The 21,016-nt window shown below is 72.3% G+C and carries 16 protein-coding genes; 10 read left to right on the top strand and 6 right to left on the bottom strand.

The window, feature by feature from the left end; translation table 11 throughout:
• Positions 1 to 5: 5 nt before the first annotated feature.
• The 3 genes from IPH07_02770 to IPH07_02760 form a co-directional block, all read right to left on the bottom strand.
• Complete coding sequence (locus tag IPH07_02770) at positions 6 to 626, bottom strand: DUF4920 domain-containing protein (protein MBK6916302.1); 621 nt, start codon at positions 624 to 626, stop codon at positions 6 to 8.
• A gap of 133 nt (positions 627 to 759) precedes the next feature.
• Positions 760 to 2,010, bottom strand: a complete 1,251-nt coding sequence (locus IPH07_02765; GenBank protein ID MBK6916301.1) for a hypothetical protein — start codon at positions 2,008 to 2,010, stop codon at positions 760 to 762.
• Between the two features lie 137 nt (positions 2,011 to 2,147).
• A complete protein-coding gene (locus tag IPH07_02760) occupies positions 2,148 to 3,293 on the bottom strand; it encodes a hypothetical protein (GenBank protein MBK6916300.1) in 1,146 nt (381 codons plus the stop codon).
• A 56-nt stretch (positions 3,294 to 3,349) separates the two neighbouring features.
• Between IPH07_02760 and IPH07_02755 the strand changes: the two genes are divergently transcribed.
• The 7 genes from IPH07_02755 (at position 3,350) to IPH07_02725 (ending at position 13,669) form a co-directional block, all read left to right on the top strand.
• A complete protein-coding gene (locus IPH07_02755) occupies positions 3,350 to 3,973 on the top strand; it encodes a hypothetical protein (protein MBK6916299.1) in 624 nt (207 codons plus the stop codon).
• 327 nt (positions 3,974 to 4,300) lie between these two features.
• The gene (locus IPH07_02750) at positions 4,301 to 6,304 is read left to right on the top strand and encodes a hypothetical protein (GenBank protein MBK6916298.1); all 2,004 of its coding nucleotides are present in this window, start codon (positions 4,301 to 4,303) and stop codon (positions 6,302 to 6,304) included.
• Positions 6,305 to 6,321: 17 nt separating this feature from the next.
• A complete protein-coding gene (locus IPH07_02745; GenBank protein ID MBK6916297.1) occupies positions 6,322 to 7,347 on the top strand; it encodes an AAA family ATPase in 1,026 nt (341 codons plus the stop codon).
• A gap of 20 nt (positions 7,348 to 7,367) precedes the next feature.
• Positions 7,368 to 8,258, top strand: a complete 891-nt coding sequence (locus tag IPH07_02740; protein MBK6916296.1) for a DUF58 domain-containing protein — start codon at positions 7,368 to 7,370, stop codon at positions 8,256 to 8,258.
• On the top strand, positions 8,255 to 9,943 hold the full coding sequence (locus IPH07_02735) for a VWA domain-containing protein (GenBank protein ID MBK6916295.1): 1,689 nt from the start codon (positions 8,255 to 8,257) through the stop codon (positions 9,941 to 9,943). Before IPH07_02740 ends, IPH07_02735 begins: the two co-directional genes overlap by 4 nt.
• The gene (locus IPH07_02730) at positions 9,871 to 12,582 is read left to right on the top strand and encodes a VWA domain-containing protein (GenBank protein ID MBK6916294.1); all 2,712 of its coding nucleotides are present in this window, start codon (positions 9,871 to 9,873) and stop codon (positions 12,580 to 12,582) included. The genes IPH07_02735 and IPH07_02730 overlap by 73 nt, the downstream gene beginning before the upstream one ends.
• Before the next feature lie 22 nt (positions 12,583 to 12,604).
• A complete protein-coding gene (locus tag IPH07_02725; GenBank protein ID MBK6916293.1) occupies positions 12,605 to 13,669 on the top strand; it encodes a hypothetical protein in 1,065 nt (354 codons plus the stop codon).
• Between the two features lie 5 nt (positions 13,670 to 13,674).
• Here IPH07_02725 and IPH07_02720 read toward each other — a convergent pair whose 3' ends face one another.
• Entirely contained in the window at positions 13,675 to 15,576 is a 1,902-nt protein-coding gene (locus IPH07_02720) for a hypothetical protein (GenBank protein ID MBK6916292.1), read from the bottom strand.
• A 19-nt stretch (positions 15,577 to 15,595) separates the two neighbouring features.
• On the bottom strand, positions 15,596 to 16,192 hold the full coding sequence (locus IPH07_02715; protein ID MBK6916291.1) for a DotU family type IV/VI secretion system protein: 597 nt from the start codon (positions 16,190 to 16,192) through the stop codon (positions 15,596 to 15,598).
• Between the two features lie 130 nt (positions 16,193 to 16,322).
• On the opposite strand from IPH07_02715, the gene IPH07_02710 reads away from it, so the two are divergent.
• Complete coding sequence (locus IPH07_02710) at positions 16,323 to 17,738, top strand: hypothetical protein (protein MBK6916290.1); 1,416 nt, start codon at positions 16,323 to 16,325, stop codon at positions 17,736 to 17,738.
• Positions 17,739 to 17,785: 47 nt separating this feature from the next.
• Here the strand turns inward: IPH07_02710 and IPH07_02705 are convergent, their stop codons facing one another.
• Positions 17,786 to 19,171, bottom strand: a complete 1,386-nt coding sequence (locus IPH07_02705) for a monooxygenase (GenBank protein MBK6916289.1) — start codon at positions 19,169 to 19,171, stop codon at positions 17,786 to 17,788.
• Between the two features lie 341 nt (positions 19,172 to 19,512).
• Between IPH07_02705 and IPH07_02700 the strand changes: the two genes are divergently transcribed.
• Positions 19,513 to 19,743, top strand: a complete 231-nt coding sequence (locus IPH07_02700) for a helix-turn-helix transcriptional regulator (protein ID MBK6916288.1) — start codon at positions 19,513 to 19,515, stop codon at positions 19,741 to 19,743.
• On the top strand, positions 19,740 to 21,011 hold the full coding sequence (locus tag IPH07_02695) for a type II toxin-antitoxin system HipA family toxin (GenBank protein ID MBK6916287.1): 1,272 nt from the start codon (positions 19,740 to 19,742) through the stop codon (positions 21,009 to 21,011). The genes IPH07_02700 and IPH07_02695 overlap by 4 nt, the downstream gene beginning before the upstream one ends.
• The last annotated feature ends 5 nt before the right edge of the window (positions 21,012 to 21,016 follow it).

Below are 21,016 nucleotides of genomic sequence, written 5' to 3'. Positions count from 1 at the left end.
GGCGCTCAGCTCTTGATCTCGACGCCGGTGGCCATCAGCACGTGCTCGTCGCGGCTGCCCGCGACCGTGCTCGGATCGCCGCCCTTGTCCTGCTCGAGGTGCTTGACCTGGGCCTCGTCGAAGGTGCGCTTGGTCAGCGTGCCCTCGACCAGCACCGGCTTGCCGCGGCTGTCGACCGGCACCGCGAAGGCGTGGTCCTTCATCATCACGCGGGCGCTGTCGGTGCCGTCCTTCACGACCATCCAGCAGCCCTTCTTCTGGCACACCGCCTCGACCGTGCCGCTGACGAGCACGGTGTTGCCGGCGCCCTCGCCGATGGCCTTGGTCAGCGGCACCGCGGCGGCGACCGAGAACGGCGCGCCGAAGTGGCCGCTCGACGCCTTCGGGGCGTCGGGCTCCTGCCCGCCGCCGGGGCACGCACCATGGCCGTCGGCCTCGGTGCCGGCGTAGATGCAGCCCGCGTGTTCACCCTCGCCGGCGTGCGAGGCGTGCGCGACCTTGTCGGCGTCGGCGGTGGCCACGGTGTTCTGCGCCTGGCTCGGCGCGTCGGTCTTCGTGGTCGAGGCCGGGCTCACGTCGCGCGCACAAGCAGCGGTGGCGAGCAGCGAGAGGATCGCGAGGCGCATGATCGTCATGGCGGGATGATGAACCAAAGCCGACGCCGCCTCAAAGGGGGCGGCGTCGGGTGGATCAGTGTGGAACCGCTCGCGCGCGAGGCGGCGGCCGAGGTCACGCCCGCGCGCGACCTCGGCGTGGCCATCAGCCCGCGTGGGCCGAGCCGCCGGCGTGGGCTTCGGCGCTGGCCTTGACCTCGACCGAGATGCTCACGTTGGCCTGGATCGATGCTGCGGCGTCGATCGCGGCCTTGAACGGCGCGACCACGCACGCGGTGAGGCGCGCGCCGATCTTCGGATCCGACTTCAGCGAGACCACGACCTTCTGCGCGCCCTCGACGACGGCCTTGACGTTGCCGGCGACCGAGACGGCCTGGTCCTTCATGCCGATCGCGATCTTCAACACCGCCGGCAGGTGCTTCTCGAGCGCGGCCTTGTACTGCGCGACCGCGGCGGCGTCGGCCCCACCCTCGATGGTCACGCCGACCTTCGCCGGCGTGCACTCGATCTTCGCCGACAGCTCGGTGGTGCAGCGGGCCTGACACTCCGCGCTGACCTTGGGCGGCTCGAAGCTACCGTCGCACTTGGGCGCCTTCATCTCGACCGAACACTCGCCGTGGCAGGTGCCGCTGCACGAGCCACCCGCGTCCATCTTGCACGAGCCACTGCACGAGCCACCGCAGCTGCCCTCGGCCTGGGCGGCGCACTTGCCCTCGCACTTGCCGTTGCAGACGCCGCCCTTGTGGGCCTTGCCGTTGCACTTGCCGTTGCACTCACCGCCGCACTTGCCCGAGAAGCTGGCGTCGCAGCTGCCCTTGCAGGTGCCGGTGCACTTCGCGGAGGCCTGCAGATCGCAGCTGCCCTTGCACTGCGCGTCGCAGGTGCCCGAGAGCTTGCCGGGCTCGCACTTCACGTCGACCTTGCCGCCCTGCACCGTGGTGTCGCACTTCGCGAGGCAGTCGGCCATGGCGTCGATCGAGGTCGAGCAGTGCGGCGGCTGGATCGCCAGGGCGATCTTGGCGCCACCACCGAGCTTGCCGCGGATCTCACCCATCGCCGCCATCGCGGCCTTGCACGCGTCGGGGCCGGTCTTGTAGTCGCCAGGCTTGCCGAGGTCGGTCGCCAGGCCGCCGCAGGCGCCGGCGATCTCGCCATCGAGCTTGCCGGCGAAGCCCTTCAGCTCCGCGGCGGCCTCGAGACCGCCCTTGATCTGCGCGCCGACCTTGGCGTCGAGGGAGAATTCCTTCACCCAGTCGACCTTCGCGATCGCTTCGACGCTGGAGACGTCGGGACAACCCGCGACCGCGTTGGTCACGTCGGTGGGCGCGACGGTGGAGAGATCGCAGGAGGTGCTGACGGCGAGGCCGAGTCCGGCCCCGAGGAGGAGAGCGCGCACGGTGTGGAGCATGGGGGAGTCCTTCGCAACGGGAGCGCCGAGGGTAGCGCAAACGCGCGGGTTGCGGCTCCCCAGGCCGATGGACGTGGCCACGCCTCGATCCGGTGGCAGGGGCCCCGCGGGCCCGCTGCGTTGGACTACGGCGCGCGCTCGAGGATGATCCCCTCGAACGGCGGCGGCAGGTCGATGCTGCCCCCGACCGCGATCAGGCTGCCGTCACCGGGCCCCCACACGGCGTGCAGTGTCAGGAAGGTCGGCGCGTCCTCGATGGTCGCGACCGTGCTGCCCGGCTCGACCCACGCGATCCCGCCCTGCGGACCGACGAGGTGGGCGACGCCATCGGGCGCCATCCACGAGCCGTTCAGCCCCGGCGTCGCGACGTCGGCGACCGTCCATGCGCTGCCGTCGTAGCGCGCGAGCACACCGGCCGCGCGACCGCCCACCGCGAGCAACGTGTCGGCCCCGGTGCCCCACAGGGAGATGAGATCGGCGTCGGTCTCGATCGCGACCTGCGACCAGCCCGCGGCATCGCGGTGCAGCAAGAGCCCGGCGTCGCCGACCGCCCACAGATCGTCGGTGGCGAGCCCGAACAGCTTGAAGAGTCCGTGGCTCTCGACATCGAAGGTGGGCAGCTCCTGCAGCGTCCACGCGGCGCCGTCCCAGTGGCACAGCACCGGCGGTCGATCGAAGCCGTCGCCACCGACCGCCCACGCATCGTCGGCGTCGAACACCCACGCGCCCCACAGCGGCAACACCGTGCCGCAGCCGAACACCTCCCACGCGGTCGCGTCGTCGTCGCCCGCGCGCATGAGGATCGTGCCGTACTCGCCGACTGCCACACGGGTGTCGCCGGCGCCGTGGATCCAGTTGAGCTTGGGCGTGTCGATCGGCAGCGTCGCGCTCGACCACGCGCCCGCGCTGCGCACGAGCATCGCACCGACCGAGAGTCCGCCCTCACCGGTCTGCCCCCCGACCGCGTAGACGTGCGCAGCGCTCGGACCCCAGGTGCTCAGCAGCCCGCCGATGTCTTCGTCGGCCTCGAAGGCGATGACCCACGCGGGCTCCGACGCGGTCGTGCTGCCATCGACCGCGGCGCTGCTCGAGCTGCCGCCGCTGCCTTCGGCGTCCGAGCTGCCCACGCCCGTCGAGGTCGCCGTGCCGGCGGTCGTGCCCCCGCTGCTGCCGTCGGCGCCGCCGGTGCCGTGGCCCGCATCGTCGCGCCCACACGCCAGCGCCAGCGACGCCCCTGCGGCGCACGCCGCGATCCAATGCAAGCCCACCACGTCACGCATCCTCGAACACCCCACCCGTGGCTGCGAGGGTATCATCTCGCATGCACATGGGTTGGCTTCGAGGTGGTTGGCGGGCGCGCTGGACCGGCGTCGCGTGGTTGGGGTGTGTCGCGTGCGGTGCCCCGTCGGCCGGTGACACCGGCGGCGCGAGCAGCACGGGCGACGGCGGCGCGAGCACGACCGCGTCGGACACCACCCACGGCTCGAGCAGCGCGACGACGACGGTCGGTGCCAGCGACGACACTTCCACCAGCGCCGGCACCACCACCAGCGCGACGACGTCGGGCTCCAGCGACGGCAGCGGCAGCAGCAGCAGCAGCGATGCGGGCAGCAGCGACGGCGGCTCGAGCTCGTCGGGCGTGCTCGATACCAGCGGCTCGAGTGGCAGCGACGGCGGCATGCCGAGCCCGGCCTGCGCCGAGGGCTGCCAGGTCGAGTACGACTGCGCGATGCAATGGAACAGCGTCGAGGCCTGCATCGCGTGGTGCGACGGCAACCTCGCGATGGCGGCTGGATTCTCCGACGACTGCCACGACGCGTGGGAGGGACTCTCGGCGTGCATCGCCACCCTCGACTGCGATGGCTACGCCGAGTATCTGATGCCGACGGTGATCCCCTACCCGTGCCAGTCGGAGTCGGAGTCGCTGTCGGTCTACTGCGACGGGCAGTGATGCAGCGAACCGCGCCGCGCCCGAAGCAACGCGGACGCGCCCGGCGGTTGCGCGAGCGCTCGCGTGGATCGCCCTCGACACGCCCGCACGACGGGCAAGCACGCGCTGGAGCCGGCCGCCCTGGCCAGCCCGCAGGGCGCGGAATAAGCTGGGAGGGCACCCCGTCTGCGGGGAACTTCACGGCCACGGGGCACTCGAAGCCGACGTGCGGCGCGACGCCCCCGAAGCGGGCACACGCCAAACCCAACCGACGCACCGCACGTTTCCAGCACCCCGCCCACGGCGTCGCCGGCCCGCGCCGCACTGCTGCTCCCCTCCAAGTCCCCCATGCCCGTGTCGTTGCCCGCCCTCCTGCGTCGATGGTCCGCCGTCTCCAACCGGCGGCGCGCGCTCGAGGAGCTGGCTCGCGCGCTGGCATGGGTGGCGGCCGCCGGCGTGCTCGCGATCGGCATCGACCGTCTGCCCGCCGCGCTGGCGTGGTTGCAGTGGCCGACGCCGGGGTGGCTGGCCGATGTGGGGACCCGCGGCGCGATCACGACCTGGGGCCTCGCGCTCGTCAGCGTCGGCGTGATCGCAGCGGGCGTGCGGCGATTTCTTCGGCGTCGCACCGGCCCGTTCGCGCTCGCGCGCCGCCTCGATCGCGAGCACCACACGCAGGACCTGCTCGCGACCGCGTGGGCGATCGAGAGCGGCGCCGTGCAGCCCGACGCACCGATGGCCGCGATCGTCGTCGAGCGGGCGCGCGGCACCTCGGCGGGCCTCGGTCTGCCGGTCGCGCCGTGGGTGGGCCCGACCCGCGCGCTCGCGACCCTCGGCGTGATGGCGGCGGTGGTCGGGGTGTTGCCGACGCAGGCGCCGCTGCCGGATCTCGCCGGCACCGCCAGCGCGGCCGAGGCCGGCCCGAGCGCGCCACCGTTGCCCGAGGCCACGCGCGAGCGATTGCAGCGCACCGCGGAGGCGCTCTCGAAGCTCGAGCGTCGACCGGGGCTGCGCGAGTCCACCAAGCATGCGCTGTCGCAGGCGCGAGGGCACCTCGACGCGGTGCAGCGCGATCCCAGCAAGTCGCTGGGCGATCTTGCCCGCGCCGAGGAGGCCCTGCGCGCGGCCCAGCGCGAGGCGCAGGACAAGGGGCTGTTCGATCCGAAGCAGCTCGAGCAGCTCGACGCCGAGACGCTCGCGCGCGAAATGGTCGAGGCGATCGAGCGCGGCGACACCGACACCGCGGCCGCGATGGCCGAGGAGATCGCCCGTCGCACCGAGGACGCCAGCGATCGCGAGCTCGACACCTACGGGCGGGCAATCGAGCGCGCGCTCGAGAACACCGAGCCGAGCACGCGCTCGAGCGCGGACGCGCAGGCCCGCGAGCGCGGTGAGTCCGGCGAGTCCGGCAAGAGCGGCGAGTCGGGCAAGAGCGGCGAGTCGGGCAAGAGCGGCGAGTCCGGCAAGAGCGGCGAGTCGGGCAAGAGCGGCGAGTCGGGCAAGAGCGGCGAGTCCGGCAAGAGCGGCGAGTCCGGCAAGAGCGGCGAGTCGGGCAAGAGCGGCGAGTCCGGCAAGAGCGGCGAGTCCGGCAAGAGCGGCGAGTTGGGCAAGAGCGGCGAGTCGGGCAAGAGCGGCGAGTCGGGCACCAGCGGCGAGTCCGGCACCAGCGGCGAGTCCGGCAAGAGTGGCGAGTCCGGGGCGGGTGGCGAGGGTCCCAGCCGCGGCGAGTCCGAACGCCGCGCGCGCTGGCGCAACGAGGCCGAGTCGCTGTCCGAGCGGTTGCGCGGCGGCGAGTCCGGCAGTGCTCGCTCCGAGGCGCGCGAGCTGGCCGAGCGCATGCGACGTCGCGGCGGCTCCGGCTCGCTCGGTCGCGAGCTCGAGCGCGCCCTCGACGACGTCCACAAGGCGCGCTCGAAGCAGTTCGAAGAGATGAACCGCGGCGAGGGCGAAGGCGAAGGCGAAGGCGAGGGCGAAGGCGAAGGCGAAGGCGAAGGCGAAGGCGAAGGCGAAGGCGGCAAGCCCGGCGCCGGTTCGCGGCGCTTCGGCAAGCCCAGCGGCAAGCCCGGCCCCGGTGGTGGTCGCGGTCGCGACGAGAACTACGGCGACGTCACGCCGCCGCCCGACGCCAGCCGAGGTGGCACCGAGGAGGTGCAGACCCCCTCCGACGGCCCCGCCCGCGGTGCGGTGCGCTACATCAAGCGCTTCGCCGAGGGCCTGCGCGCCGGCCCCGAGTACGCCGACGTCCACCGCGAGTACGAAGACGTGGCCGAGGCCGCGATCCGACGCGAGAACATCCCCCTCACCCGCCGCGACTACGTGCGCCGCTACTTCGAGGCCGTGCGCCCCGACTGACGGCAACCCCATTCGTCATGAACACCGCGATTCCCACCGCTGCCCCCCTCGCCCCGACCGACGATCGCATCGCGCTCGCGCAGGATGCCCTCGGCGCGCTCAAGACCGAGATCGAGAAGCGCCTGTTCGGTCAGAGCTCGCTGGTGCTGCAGGCCATCATCGGGCTGCTCACCCGCGGCAACATCCTCGTCGAGGGGCAGCCCGGCCTGGGCAAGACGTTGCTCATCAAGGTGATGGCCGAGGCCATCGACCTCGAGTTCTCGCGCATCCAGTTCACCCCCGACCTCATGCCCGCCGACATCACCGGCAGCCAGACGTTGGTGCACGACGAGCACGGGCGCGCGCGACTCGACTTCCGCGCCGGACCGATCTTCTCGAACATGGTGCTGGCCGACGAGGTCAACCGCGCCACGCCCAAGACCCAGTCGGCGCTGCTCGAGGCGATGCAGGAGCACGCCGTCACGGTCGGCGGGGTGCGCCGGACGCTGCCCGAGCCGTTCCTGGTCGCAGCCACGCAGAACCCCATCGAGATGGAGGGCACCTACCCGCTGCCGGAGGCCCAGCTCGATCGTTTCCTGCTCAAGCTCGAGGTCGAGTTCCCGTCGTTCGCCGACCTGCGGGAGATCGGTCTGCGCACCACCGGCCGCACCGAGGACACCACCACCCGCGCGATGGATCGCGCGACGCTGCTCGACCTGCAGAACCTCGTGCGCGACATCGTGATCGCGCCCCACGTGGCCGAGTTCGCCGCCGCGCTGACGCTCGCGACCCACCCCGAGTCGCCCAACGCCCCCGCCGACATCAAGCGCTTCGTCCGCTACGGCGCCAGCCCCCGCGCGATGCAGGCGCTGTTGCTGGCCGGTCGCGCCTACGCGTTGCTGTGCGGCCGCGCGTGGGTGGCCGAGGACGACATCCGTGCGATCGCCCACCCGGTGCTGCGCCACCGCATGATCCCCAGCTTCGACGCCAAGCTCGAGGGCGTCACCAACAACCGACTGGTCGATGCGCTCATCGCCAGCGTGCCCAACGTGCACGCGGGCTGAAGCGGGCCCGACGAACCGACATGCACGTCGACCGCGCCGCACTCTCGCGCTTCGTCGCCCTGCGCCTGCGAGCCCCGGGGGCCGCGACCGCGCTGCAGGCAGGTGATCGGCGCTCGGCGTTCCGCGGCCGAGGGCTCGAGTTCGCCGACTACCGACCCTACGACCCCGGCGACGACCTGCGGCTGGTCGACTGGAACGTCTACTTCCGCCTCGGCACCGCGCTGGTGCGGCAGTTCCACGAGGAGCGCAGCCTGTCGGTCAAGCTGTGCCTCGACGTCAGCGCGTCGATGGACTTCGGGACCCCGCGCAAGGCCGACCACGGCGCGCAGCTGGTCGCGACGCTGGCGATGATCGCCCTCGCCCACCGCGACCCGGTCGTGCTCGCGTGCGTCGGTGGGCGCCAGCGTGGGCTGCGGGCCCGCGCGGTGAACCTCGACGGCATGCCCGAGCTGCTGCACCTGCTCGAGCGTGCCGAGCCCGACGGCGTCGGCGACACGCACACCCAGCTGGTCGCGCACCTCGGCCAGGGCCGCGCCGATCGCCTGGTGTTCGTGTCGGACCTGCTGCAGCCCGACGGCGAGCGCGACGCGCTGCTGCGGCTGTGCGCTGCTTCGTGCCCGCGACCGATCGTCATGCACGTGCTCGGCCCCGACGAGCTCGACCCCGATCTCGAGGACGTCGAGCGGGTCGTCGATGCCGAGACCGGCGAGCAGCTCGTCATCCGTGACGGCCGCGAGGCCAAGGCGGCCTATCGCGAACACCTCGCGCAGTGGCTGGCGGGCGTCGAGGCCCGCTGTCGCGCGCTGGGCATCCAGTACGTGCGCGCCGAGACCACCGGCACCACCGCGGACCTCGTGCACGGGCCGCTGTTCCGCGGGCAGGTGGTCGAGCACATGGCGGGGGGGGCATGAGCGCGGGCTTCCCGTTCGCGCTGGCGGCGTTGGTGCTCGCGGTGCCATTGGTCGCGGCGTACCTGCACCGGCGTCGACGCGTCGAGAAGCGCGTGCCGTCGCTGCTGCTGCTGCGCGTGATCGCCGGCACCTCGCGACCGACCCGGCGCGCGTGGTCGCGGCCGCGCCACCTGGTGTCGCTGGTGCTGGTGCTGCTGGCGCTTGTGGGGCTGGTGCTCGCGCTGGTCGATCTGCACGACGAGCACGATCGTCCGCGCGACTTCGTGGTGGTGTTCGACACCTCCGCGAGCATGGGCGCCAGCGACGGCAGCACGCGCCTGCAGCACGGCATCGAGGCGGTCGACACCGCCCTGGGCGCGCTGCGACCGGGCGACCGCGTCGCGCTGGTCACCACCGGCGCGCAGACCCTGGTGCGCGTGGGGCTGACCGAAGATCACGGCCGCGTGCGCGAGGTGCTGGGCACGTTGACGCCCGAGGGCGGCAGCCAGGGCGCCGCCGCGGCGCTGCGCATCGCCGACGCGATCTGCCGCGCGGGCGAGGACGGCTCGATCGTGCTGGTCTCGGATCTGGTCGGCGTCGACATCCCGGCGACCTCGTGCCCGGTCGAGCACATCGCGGTCGGCCGCGACGGACCCAACGCCGGCATCGTGGCGCTGTCGGTGCGCGAGGCCGACGCGCTGGGTCTGTCGGAGATCCACGTCGGGCTCACCTCGACGATGGGCCGCGTGCAGGAGGTCGAGCTCACGCTCGACGTCGACGGCGCGGTGGTCGACGTGCTCTCGCTCGATCTGCCGGCCAACGGCGAGATCGAGAAGCTGCACCGCGTGCCGTTGCCACCCGGCGAGCGGGTCGGCGCTCGCATCACGCACCTGCGCGAGGACGCACTGGTCGAGGACGACGCCGCCAGCGTCGCGCGCCAGGCCGGTGGCCGCGTCGCCGTGCTGCTGGTGGCCCAGACCCGGCTGTCGTTCACCGCCGAGGCGCTGCGTCTGCACCCGCGGGTCGACCTGCGCGTGATCGGCCCACAGGACGCGCTCGCCCCCGAGGAGCGCTTCGACCTCGTGGTGCTCGAGGCCGACTACCAGGCCGGCCCCCTGCCCTTCGCGCCGAAGCTGGTGGCCTTCGGCACCACGCCCACGCGGCTGGGCGCGCTCGCCAGCGGCAAGGTCGAGAGCCCCGAGATCCTGCGATGGTCCTACGACCATCCGCTCTTCCGCTTCGTCGATCTGCAGAACCTCGACATCACCGAGGCGCTGGTGCTGGTGCCGACCGAAGAGCAGACCTCGCTGCTCGACATCGAGGCCGGCAGCCTCGCGGTGACCGGGCGCTTCGACGGCCGCGACATGGTCTACCTCGCCTTCTCACCGGTCGCGAGCGATCTGGTGCTGCGGGTCGCGTTCGTGAACTTCATGGCGAACCTGGTCGAGTGGGCTGCGCCGCCACCACCCGAGCGCGACGACGCGCGACAGGGCGTGCTGTCGCTGACCGAGAGCCACCTCGCGCCGCCACCGAAGCACGGTGACGCCGCGCCCCGCTTCGCCGCCGGCACCCTGGCCGGCGCGCCGCTGTGGACGTGGCTGGCGATCGCGGCCCTGTTGGCGCTGGTGGTCGAGTGGCTGCTGCCGGCGCTGGTCGCTGCGGTGGTGCGTTTGCGGGCTCGAGCTTCGAGCAGGAGGCGCGCGTGATGTCGGCATGGCTGCCCCACTTCGGTCGTCCCGGCCTGCTGTGGCTCGCGATCGTGCCGGCGGCGTTGGTCGGCTACGACCTGTGGCGACGCTGGGGCGAGCAGCCCGGCCGCCGCATCGCCGCCGCGGCCACGCGCCTGCTCGGCACGCTCGCGATCGTGCTCGCACTCTCCGACCCGCGGTGGCACCGACACGAGCAGGTCGGCCACGTGGTCTTCGTCGTCGATCGCTCGGCGAGCGTGCCCGATGCCGCGCTCGCCGGCGCGATGGCCGAGGTCGAGCGCCTGCGCGGTGCGCTGTCCGACGACGTCCGCACCGGCTTGGTGCTGTTCGATCGCGACCCCGAGCTGGCAGTGCTGCCGGGCGGGCCATGGACGCCACCGAGCCCGCTGCGGGCCGAGCCCCGCGACGGCAGCGACATCGACGGTGCCGTCGCGATCGCGCTGTCGCTGGTGCCCGACGGCGAGAGCGGCGAGATCGTGTTGCTGTCCGACGGCCGCCGCAGCGGCGGCACGCTCGGCGTCGACGCCAAGGCACTCGCGGCCGCACGCGGGGTGCCGATCGACACCGTGGTGATCGATCCGGCGCGCAACGATCCCGCCGTGCTCTCGGTCGAGCTCGACGACACCCAGGTGCGGCCCGGTGCGACCGCGACCGGCAGCGTCGAGCTGGTCGGCGGCGACGCGCCGCAGCGCGGCACGTTGACCGTCACGGTCGGCGATGCCGTCGCGCTCACCCAGGCGGTGGAGCTACCGGCCGGCGAGACCATCACGGTGCCGTTCTCGAAGGCGCTCGATCCCAAGGCGCCGCCGGGGACCCAGCCGGTGCACGCCACGCTGTCGCTCGAGAGCAGCGGCGATCTCGATCCCGACAACAACGCGTCGGTCGCGTCGCTGGTGGTCGGCGAGCCGCCCAAGGTCCGCATCATCACCGGCGAGGAGGCCGACGGCGGCGCGCTGGCGCGGGCGCTGCGGGCCGAACGCATGGAGGTCGAGACCGTGCGCGCGAGCGCGATGACGGCCGACCACGCGAAGCTCGACGAGGTCGATCTCGTGGTGCTGGCCAACGCGCCCGCCGAGGCCATCGCCGGCGAGCGCGGCGTCTCCGATGCGTTCATGGCCAACCTCTCGCGCTGGGTCGACGGTGGCGGCGGCCTCATCGTGCTGGGCGGGCCGATGGCCTACGACATGGGCGGCTACGGCGACACCCCGCTCGAGAAGATCCTGCCGGTGAAGATCGATCCGGTCGAGCAGGAGATCGAGTCCGCCGCGACCATCGTCATCATCCTCGATCGCTCGGGCAGCATGTCGGCGATGGCGGGCTGGTCGAAGACCAAGATGGAGCTCGCCGACGAGGGCGCGGTGGCGTCGATGCGGCTGCTGCGACCGTTCGACCAGATCGCGGTCATGAGCGTCACCGAGGAGGTCCGCTGGGAGGTCAACCTCCAGCCGGTCGCCGACGGCAGCGACATGGAGCGCCGGGTGCTGCGGATCCGCGCCGACGGTGGCGGCATCTACGTGTACACGGCGCTCGAGGCCGCCGAGGAGACCATGCGCAAGGTCGACACGCCGCTGCGCCACGTGATCCTCTTCAGCGACGCCGCCGACTCCGAGGAGAAGGTCAAGGGCGTGCCGTTCGGCACCGGCGGTGGCACGACCGCTGAAGAGCTGGCCCGGCGCATGCGCGACGACGGCGTGACCACCAGCGTCATCGGCATCGGCTCCGAAGAGGATGTCGACACCCAGTTCCTGAAGGACCTCGCGAAGGCCGGCGGCGGGCGCTTCTACCTCACCGCCGACGCCAGCAAGCTGCGCTCGCTGTTCGTGCAGGAGACCGAGCGACTGGTCGACAGCTCGCTCAAGGAGACGCCGTTTCGCCCGATCACGCTCGCGCGTCACCCCGCGCTCGAGGGCCTCGACTACCAGCGCGCGCCGTTCTTGAAGGGCTACCAGCAGCTCGAGGCCCGCCCGACCGCCGAGATCGTGATGGCCGCCGCGGAGGGCAGCCCGCTGCTCGTGACCTGGCGCTACGGCCTCGGCCACGTGATGGCATGGGCCAGCGACGCCGGGCCGCGGTGGTCGGACGAGTGGCTGACATGGGCCGGCTACAACGCCCACTGGACGCAGCTGGCCCGCTTCGCGCTGCGCAACGGCTCGGGCACCGACACCGCGGTCGAGGTCAGCGTCGCCGGCGGCGAGGCGCTGGTCCGCATCGCGCGACGCGACGACAAGGGCCTGTCGATCGATGATGGCGCCATCAAGGCTCGCATCGTCGATGGCGACGAGACCCACGCGCTCGACCTTCGTGCGCGCGAGCCGGGCCTGTGGGACGCCGGCGTCGCGACCACGCCGGGCCGCACGTACACCGTCGAGGTGCTCGACGCGAGCGAGAAGATCGTCGCGCGTCACACCTTCGCGCCGCCGGCCTCGGCCGAGCAGCGCCATCGCACGCCCGACCGCGAGTTCCTCGCCGCGCTGGCGGCCACCTCGGGGGGCGTCGAGTCGCCGTCGACGCTGACGCCCGCGATCGGAACGTCAGCGACCTCGCAGGTGCGACGGCTGTGGCCGTGGCTCGTGGTGCTCGCGCTGCTGCTGCTCCCGCTCGATGCGATGCTGCGTCGCAGCGCGCGCGTCGTGTGATCGCCGGTCGACTTGACCGTCGATGGTGACGCCGCCGATCCTGCCGCGGGGGATCAAGGCCATGCATCGCACGCACCTTCGTCTTCGCACCGCCATCGGCGGCTGCGTGTTGTGGTTGGCGGGCGCCTGCGGCGACGCCAGCAGTGGTGAGGGTACCGGCAGCAGCAGCGGCGAGGCCGAGGGCAGCGGCACGGCGTCGGCGGGCTCGACCACCACCGCGTCGACCACCTCTGCCGGCTCGACCACCGCCGGCTCGACCACCGCCGGCTCGACCACCGCGAGCACCACCTCCGCGACCACCGGTCCCTCGGACGACAGCGGCGGCTCGAGTGACACCGGCGACCAGGGCCGCGACTACGGCAACGATCGCAGCAAGTTCTTCGGCGACGCGCGCTGCGACGTCGCGGGCCTGCAGCTGTGCGACTCCTTCGAGGACGGCGCGCTCGACCAGGCGGTGTGGCAGCAAAGCGGCACCGTCACCGTCGATGCGGCCAAGAGCGCGCGCGGTGCCGGCTCGCTGCACGTGCACACCGAGGGCAACGCGTTCTCCTTCGTGCGCGAGACCGTGACCTTCCCCGCCACCGACAACCGCTACTGGGGCCGCATGTTCGTGTGGATCGACGCGGTGCCGGTGGCGCCCGACTGGGCCCACTGGACCCTGGTCGGCGCACGCGGCTCGGGTGACACCAGCGAGATCCGCGTGGGCGGGCAGCTCAACCGCTTCGCGGGCATGACCCTGTTCGGCATCGGCAGCGACGGCGGCCCGACCGGCGACTGGACCAACCTCGACGACGATCCCGCGGGCGCGCCCCAGGCGGTGGTGGTGCAGGACTGGGTGTGCATCGAGTGGCTGCACGACGGCAGCACCAACACCACCGAGTTCTACTGGGACGCCGATCTACACCCCTCGCTGTCGACCACTGCGACCGAGCACGGTGGCAACGCAGGCGCCGACTATGTGATGCCGCAGTTCGAGTCGGTGTGGGTGGGCTGGTGGCTATACCAGGGCGGCTCGAACCCCGACCACTTCGACGTGTGGATCGACGAGGTCGCGATCGATCCGGTGCGGATCGGTTGCGTGCTGTAGTCGCGCTAGCGCGCCTCGAGATCGCACGCGTTCGCGGCATCGCGGAAGGCCCGGTTGGCGTCGCTCGACGTGGTGCTGCGGGTGACGAAGCGACGCGTCGCGCAGTCGTCGAGGCTCGGATCCCAGCTGGCCTCGCTGCCGCGGCGCCCGGTGATGCGGCCCCACACCAGCCGCGAGGCGGTGCTGTGATCGGCGAGGTACTCGAAGGCGCCGACGAGGTTGCCGTCGTCGCGCACGCCGAAGGCGAGGAAGAGGTCGAAGCGCTTGTCGTCGCTGTCGCGGGCGAACACCGCGTGGCCGACGGTGACCCACTCGGGCACGTGGCCGGCGTGATGATCGCCCATGCGGTGCAGGATGTCGCTCGAGCGCTGCACCGGATCGTGGGCGACGAAGCTGCCGTCGGCCTCGGTCCAGCCCTGCTTGACCATCTCGGCCGCGAGCGTGCACGTGGCCGCTTGTACGACCAGGTTCATCGTGTAGTGACCGACCACGTCGATGCCACCGCCGCCGGTGCTGCCATCGACGTGGGTGCGAAAGGCCCAGCTGCCCTCGAAGGGACGCAGCTCGGCGCACGGATCGACCTCGGGGTCGGCGACCTTGGGCTTGGCCGGCGCCTCGGGCTCGGGGGCCGGCACCGCGACCACGACCGGCGGCGGCGGCGGGGCCTGGTCGGGCAGCGCCGCGATCACGGCCGCAGCGGTGCCGCCTGCGACGGCGAGCCCGAGGCCGAGCGGCGCACTCCAGCGCAGCACCGCGGCGGTGCGCCCGCGACGACTGGGCCGTGCCAGCTCGGCGTCGGCGACGATGCTCGCGAGCGCGTGCTGGCCGAGCGGGGTCGGGCCGTCGCGGCCGCGATCGTCGAGCGGAGGCACGAGCCCGAGGGCGACCACCGCGGGTGGCAGCAGCGACGCGGACACCGGCCCGCGATCGCGCGTGCTCGTGAAGTAGACGCTGCGCAGCGCGAGCGCCTCGCCGCCGCGGGTCGGTGCGTGCAGCCGCCCGGTCCACGCCACCAACGCGGGCGCCAGGGCCTCGAGCGCCATCGCGAAGCGCAGCACCGTGCCCTGGGCGGCGCCGTGCAGCAGACCGACCGCGACCTCGTGGACCCGCTGCACGAAGCCCTGCACCGCCGCTTCGCTGCGCCGCGCGTCGCCGGGGAGCGGCAGCTGGACCCCGAGCGCGCTGTTCGAGCCCGCGATCGCGTGCGCGAGCTCGGCGTGGCCGGGCATGCGATCCAGCTTGGTGATCACCACGTGCACCGGCACCTGCACGCCGCAGTGCTGCACCACGAGCTCGAGTACCGTGCGCGCCGCGGCGAAGGCCGCGTCGTCGCGCAGGCCGTCGACCGCCACGCACACCAGCACGCCCGCCAGTGGGCGCGTGCGCGTGGCCTGGCCGAGCGCGCGCGCGAGTCGTGCGGTCTCACCGGCGTCGCTGCGGGCGTCGGGCGCGGCGGTGAACTCGACGAACGCCGCTTCGTCGCTGACCCGCGTGGACACCCGCAGGCCCTTGCGCGGCGACTGGAACCACCACTGCAGGCCGCAGTGATCGAGCAGCGCGGTCTTGCCGGCGTCGGCGAGACCGACCACGAGGTGCAGCGGCAGCTCCCGCGGCAGTCGACGCCCCGCCGCGCGCGAGCGCTCGATCGCACCCCGCAGCAGCGCCAGCTCGATGGCCGGCAGATCATCCCCGCGTCGCGGCGGCTGGTGGGCCAGCGCCGCGGCGGCCCCGGCCGCGACCGCGCGGGCCCGCAGCGCCGCGATCACGATCGCCACCACCAGCAGCACCAACGCCAGCACGGTGCCGGCGATCGCGAGGGTCAGCGACAGCTTGCCGAGCGCGAACAGACCCCACGACCCCGAGACCAGGGCCGCGATCGCGAGGCTGAGGAGGATGCGCAACGCCATCTTGGTCCCGGCTCCCGCTTCAGCGCACCACGAACGCCACCGCCATCGCGACGATGGCGAGCGCGGCCAAGCCCAGCGGCGCGAACGCGATCGGGCTCGGCGATGGCGCCACGATGCGCGCGTCGGGCTCGGGCGGCAGCTCGACGTTGGCCGACAACCCCAGCACCTGCGCCAGCCGTCGACGATGGCCGGCGAGGCCGACAGCGGCATCGGCCGCGAACGCGTACTGCCCCTGGAAGCCGAGCCCCAGCGCCAGCGCGAACACCCGCAGCACCTCGTGGCGCTGCTGCTCGACCAACGCATCGATGCGCGCGAAGAAGTTCACACCCGCGTTGTTGTCGTCGAAGTGGCGCAGCGACAGCGCCGCGGGCGGCCACACGCCGAACGCGTAGACCTGCTGCAGCAGCTCGTCGACCAGCGCGACCACGGGGTAGAGCGCCTGGCGGAACTCGTACTCGACCACGCCCGCGGCGGCACACGCCGACGCGGCGTCGCGGATTGCCGCCTCGAGGGTCTGCCGCAGTGCCTCGGGGTGCGGCGGCGCGGGGGCGTTGGCGATCTCGCACACCAGCTGCAGCAGCGGCGCGAAGGCGGACTCGATCGCGGATGCGGGCATCGGCGGCACGAACGGGCGTCGCGCACCCGCGACCGCACCGACCCTACCGCGTTTGCGCGCCGACGATCCCCATCGATGACGCGCGAGCGACCCGGCAAGACCGGGTGGATGCGGTGTCGTACCGTTCGCGATGACCGCTGCGACGCCTGCGACCGTCACCCTGCCCCGGCCCTGGACCCGGCGACACCCCGCCGCACGGGCGCTGCTGTGGCTGCCGCTCGCAGCCGCATGCGCCGCGCCCGAGCAGGGCGGGCCGGTGACGGGCGCATCGTCGCTGACCATCGGCGTGAGCGCAGATACCAGCGCTTCCGGCAGCGAGGGCACGAGCACGGGTCAGGCCACCAATCCCAACACCTCGGCCGACGGCGAGTCGACCATGGGCGCGCCCAAGTTCGATCTCGGCGACGGCTCGATGTGCGACGGCAAGGCTGCGGGGCTGTACTGCGACGGCAACGTGGCCGTCGAGTGTGCGGACAACGGCACGCTGGCCGACAGCCAGGCGTGTGCGCCCGAGGTCTGCGTCGAGGGCCAGGGCTGCGTCGCGTGCACCGTCGGCCAGTGGTCGTGCAAGGGCCCGCGCGTGATGTCCTGCAACGTGCAGGGCGACCCGTACTGGGAGGAGATCGAGGTCTGCGATCCCTCCGCCGGCGAGTACTGCGACGTGACCGTGCACGGCTGCTCGCCGCTGTCACCGCTGGGCGGCACCGAGCCGAGCGGCGTCTACTACTTGTACTCGACCTTCTCGCCGGTGGCCGACGGCTTCAACACCGTGTCCGACGTCGACAGCGAGGGCAACCGCATCTGGTTCACCGCGTGGTCGGGTGGGCAGCTGGTGGTCGCCGCCTACGACGTGCAGCTGCTCGATTCCGACGGTGACAACAAGCTCGAGCCCCACCAGCACCCCGACTCGGTCGACGAGCCCGGCCCCATCGAAGAGCGCGTGTTCACCTTCGTGCAGTCGATCCCGATCAGCAACGACGGCGCAGTGCCGCACCAGATGGAGCTCTACGCCACACCGACCACGCTGATGTGGGCCGGACCCAACCAGATCACCGCCTACGATCTCGCGACCGGCACCAGCTCGCAGGTGGCCCCGAAGTCGCCGTGGATCGGCGCGATGACCTACGGCTACCTCGCGTTCCTCGGCTACGACGAGGTCAGTGACGTGTGGTACTCGGGCAACGAGTCGGGCCGGCGCGTGTTCCAGTACGACGCCGAGACCCAGCAGTGGGGCTACGCCTTCGAGTTCCCGGTGCTGTCGGGCGATCACATGGACGGCATGGACGTCGTCACCGATCCCAACACCGGCATCCCGTACGTCTACGTCTCGGACATGACGAGCAACTTCATCGGGCAGTACCGCCACGACCCGGTGATGGGCTGGGTGCAGGAGAACCTCTTCACCTACGCCGAGGACACCGGCGTGCCGGTCGAGGGTTTCGGCTTCGGCGCGCTCTACCACTTCTGGGTCGGCGGCTGGAACCAGAACTCCTTCTACGAGATCGGCGGCGGCGACCTGGTCGACTTCCTCGACCCGCCCGGTTGATCGCCGCCGCCAAAGCGGTGGGCGTCAGCCCTGCCGATGCGCGGGCGTCAGCCCGGGGTGATGTACACGAAGCCGAGGCACATCTCGTCGTAGGTGTCCTCGCCCCAGGTGACGTCGACCGGCGTGCGCGGCACGCCGTCGACCACGGCCTGGTTGGCGGGCGAGTTGTCGAAGTTGCAGCGCAGCACCACGTGGTCGCCCGCTTCGACGTGGATCGGCGCGGCCAGCCGATAGCCCAGCTGCCAGCCGAAGTCCCACCGCGGGATGTCGACGCCGCAGCTGCGGCTGCCGTCCTGGTGATCGACCGCGAGACTGATCTCGGTGCCGAGGGTGTGCATGTGCAGGCCGATCGCGTGCACGTCGAACGAACTCGGCAGGGCGCGATCGAAGACGTGCTCGCTGGCGGCATCGCCGGCGGGGATCAGCATGTTGTCGCCGACCGGCCACGTCGGATCGGCGACGAACTGCGAGACGCCGACGCGCTCGACGCTGTCTTCGACGTCGAACGCGACCGCGGTCTGATCGGGCGAAGTGTCGCCCATCACGGTGTTGTAGTGCATGTTCAGCAGCAGCTTCGATCCGGTCGGCACGAGCATGCCGGTGCCCTCCGGTAGCACCGACGCGCCCGCACCCGGCACCCACACGCCCAGCAGCGCCCCGCCGCCGCCGGCCATGCCGGTGCCGCTGCCACAGGTCCAGCCGTCGCCGGCCTCGTCGGCGTCCTGGGCCTCGAAGTCCGCGACGTCCGCGGGGTCGACCATGCGCGCGACCAGGTGGTGCACGACCTTGCGGTTGCCCGGCAGCACCTCGTAGCCGGTGACGTAGACGTCGCTGGTCGCGGGCCAGTCGACCAGGAAGCAGCGGTGCTCGTCGAGCCCGCCCATCGGTGGCGCGGGCGTGTGCGGCTCGGCCATCGCGACCGTGAAGTCGACCTCGGGCAGCGTCGCGGTGGTGACAGGCAGCGGCGCGCCGACGTCGTTCGGATCGCCCTCGGCGGCGCCCTGGTCGACCCAGTCGACGATGGTCTGGATCTGCGCGTCGTCGAGGCTCGGATCGTAGAGGTAGTCGTTGCAGTCGCCGTCGGCGGGCCACGGCGGCATCAGGCCGGCAAGCAGCGCCGACGGCAGCGTCTCGGCGTAGACCGCCGCGTCTTGATAGCTGGTGAGGGAGAACGGCGCGACACCATCATCGGAGTGGCAGGCACCACAGCGCGCGTCGAGGATCGGCTTGACGTCGCGCCAGTAGACCACCGACGCCTCGGTGCCCCCCGAGGTGCTCGCGGGTGCCCCGTCGCTGCCGGCCGTGCTCCCATCGGCGCTGCCGCCCTCGCTGCCGGCCTCGGTGTCACCACCCTCGCTGGCGCCGGCCTCGGCAGCACCGGCCTGGGGATCATCGGCGCCACACGCCAGCGCCAGCGAGAGCGCGACGAGCAAGGAGGCTGCAGGAGGAACGTGGGTGTGGGCCGAGGGTGCGCGACGCATCGTGTTGGCTGCACAGCAAGCACGGGACCGCGGTCGCGCACGCGTGATGTCGCGGGGTTGCGAAGCTGGTCGCCGTGCCGCGATCGGCAGCCCATGGACCGCATGCAAGGGGGCGGCGCGGTGCCTGACGAACAGGCTGCGAAGCGCCGCTCGAGCCGCGAGCGCTCGCGAGTCTTCCCGTACGGGACTACCTTGCGACGGGCCCTGCGACCGGCGGCATCTTCTTCCCGCTCGGTAACTTTCTCGGTTGTCTCCCCGCAGAGCGGAAGGTATCTTCCCGTTCGGGATTTTCGATGCCGAGCTCCGCAGTTCGCACGCCCGCCGAGCTGGGCGGGCTGGTCCGTGCCCACCGCAAGCGCCTCGGCGCCACGCAGGTCGAGCTCGCCGCGCTCGCGGACGTCGGACCGCGCTTCATCGTGGAGCTCGAGCGCGGCAAGCCGACGCTCGAGCTGGGCAAGGCGCTCCGAGTCCTCGAGCGCCTCGGGCTGCTTCTCGAGGTCCGCGATCGCGAGGCGCCGAAATGAACGCGCTGCACGTCCTCACCGACGAGGCGTCGATCGGCGTGCTGTCGGACGTATCGGACCGATCGAGCCCATCGAGTCCATCGAATCATCGCATCGAATTCGCGTACGCGGCCACGTGGCTGTCGTCGCCGACGCGCTTCGCGATCAGTCACTCCCTGCCCCTGCGCGCCGATCCCTTCGGGGTCGAAGCCGAGCGGTTCTTCGGCAACCTCCTGCCCGAGGGTGCAATCCGCACGGCCGTGTGTCGTCGGCTCGGCATCAGCGAAGACAACGACTTCGCGCTGCTGCGCGCGATTGGGCACGAGTGCGCCGGGGCGCTGCGCATCGTGGAGGAGGAGCGCGAGCCTGCAACGCCGCAGCCCGATCGTCGCCTGCGCGACGCGGACCTCGAGCGCTGGGCGGGCTCGGGCGCCTACGCCGGCGCGGTCGGAGTCGCGCTGCGGCTGTCGCTCGCGGGCGCGCAGGACAAGCTCGGCGTGCGCGTGGACGGCGACAAGCTGCTGCTGCCCGGGCAAGGCTCACCGTCGACGCATCTGCTCAAGTTCCCGCACCGGGACTTCGCCGCGCTACCGCAGAACGAGGCGCTCGTGCTCAGCTTGGCTCGCCGCGTCGGGCTACCGACGGCCGACGCGAGGCTGTGGACACGCCACGGCGCGCCGCTGCTGCTCGTCGCGCGCTTCGATCGCAGCGTCGGTCCACCGACCCGGCGCCGCCACCAAGAGGATTTCGCGCAGGCGCTCGGCCTCGACCGCCGGCGCAAGTACGAGGCCGAGGGCGGCCCGACGTTCCACCGCTGCCTCGAGTTGGTGCGCGAGGTCAGCGCGACCCCGCTGCCCGACTCGCGGTCGCTGCTGCGCTGGCTGGCGTTCTGCGCGGTGGTCGGCAACCGCGACAACCACGCGAAGAACCTGTCGCTGCTGCGGGACGACACCGGCCACTGGCGACTCGCACCCTTCTACGACCTCGTGTGCACGACGGCGTATGGCCGCCTCTCCGCCCGCCTGGCGATGACGATTGGTGGCCGCGCCGACGCCGGCAACCTTCCCGCCGTCGCATGGCACGACGAGGCGAGGACCCTGGGCGTCAAAGCGAGATACCTCGTGGCGGTCGTCGAGGAGGTCACGGACGCCATCGCGCAGGCGCTCGCGCCCGCGATCGGAGAGCTCGCGGAGGTGCTCGGCCGCGACGATGAACTCGTGCCGGTGCGACGCGCGATCGACAAGGGCATCCGCGCAACCCGTCGAGGGCTGCGCGCACGCGGCCCGTGACGCTC

It is taken from the genome of Deltaproteobacteria bacterium (assembly GCA_016709225.1).
Lineage (GTDB): Bacteria > Myxococcota_A > Polyangia > Nannocystales > Nannocystaceae > Xiheibacterium > Xiheibacterium phototrophicum.
Note: the sequence above shows the minus strand (reverse complement) of the source record. Positions and strands in the feature narration are given on the sequence as shown.

Coding starts and splice junctions, on each gene's coding strand:
- IPH07_02720 (MBK6916292.1), bottom strand. CDS start 15,576: ATGGCGTTGCGCATCCTCCTCAGCCTCGCGATCGCGGCCCTGGTCTCG.
- IPH07_02715 (MBK6916291.1), bottom strand. CDS start 16,192: ATGCCCGCATCCGCGATCGAGTCCGCCTTCGCGCCGCTGCTGCAGCTG.
- IPH07_02710 (MBK6916290.1), top strand. CDS start 16,323: ATGACCGCTGCGACGCCTGCGACCGTCACCCTGCCCCGGCCCTGGACC.
- IPH07_02700 (MBK6916288.1), top strand. CDS start 19,513: ATGCCGAGCTCCGCAGTTCGCACGCCCGCCGAGCTGGGCGGGCTGGTC.
- IPH07_02740 (MBK6916296.1), top strand. CDS start 7,368: ATGCACGTCGACCGCGCCGCACTCTCGCGCTTCGTCGCCCTGCGCCTG.
- IPH07_02735 (MBK6916295.1), top strand. CDS start 8,255: ATGAGCGCGGGCTTCCCGTTCGCGCTGGCGGCGTTGGTGCTCGCGGTG.
- IPH07_02770 (MBK6916302.1), bottom strand. CDS start 626: ATGCGCCTCGCGATCCTCTCGCTGCTCGCCACCGCTGCTTGTGCGCGC.
- IPH07_02725 (MBK6916293.1), top strand. CDS start 12,605: ATGGTGACGCCGCCGATCCTGCCGCGGGGGATCAAGGCCATGCATCGC.
- IPH07_02695 (MBK6916287.1), top strand. CDS start 19,740: ATGAACGCGCTGCACGTCCTCACCGACGAGGCGTCGATCGGCGTGCTG.
- IPH07_02745 (MBK6916297.1), top strand. CDS start 6,322: ATGAACACCGCGATTCCCACCGCTGCCCCCCTCGCCCCGACCGACGAT.
- IPH07_02750 (MBK6916298.1), top strand. CDS start 4,301: ATGCCCGTGTCGTTGCCCGCCCTCCTGCGTCGATGGTCCGCCGTCTCC.
- IPH07_02755 (MBK6916299.1), top strand. CDS start 3,350: ATGGGTTGGCTTCGAGGTGGTTGGCGGGCGCGCTGGACCGGCGTCGCG.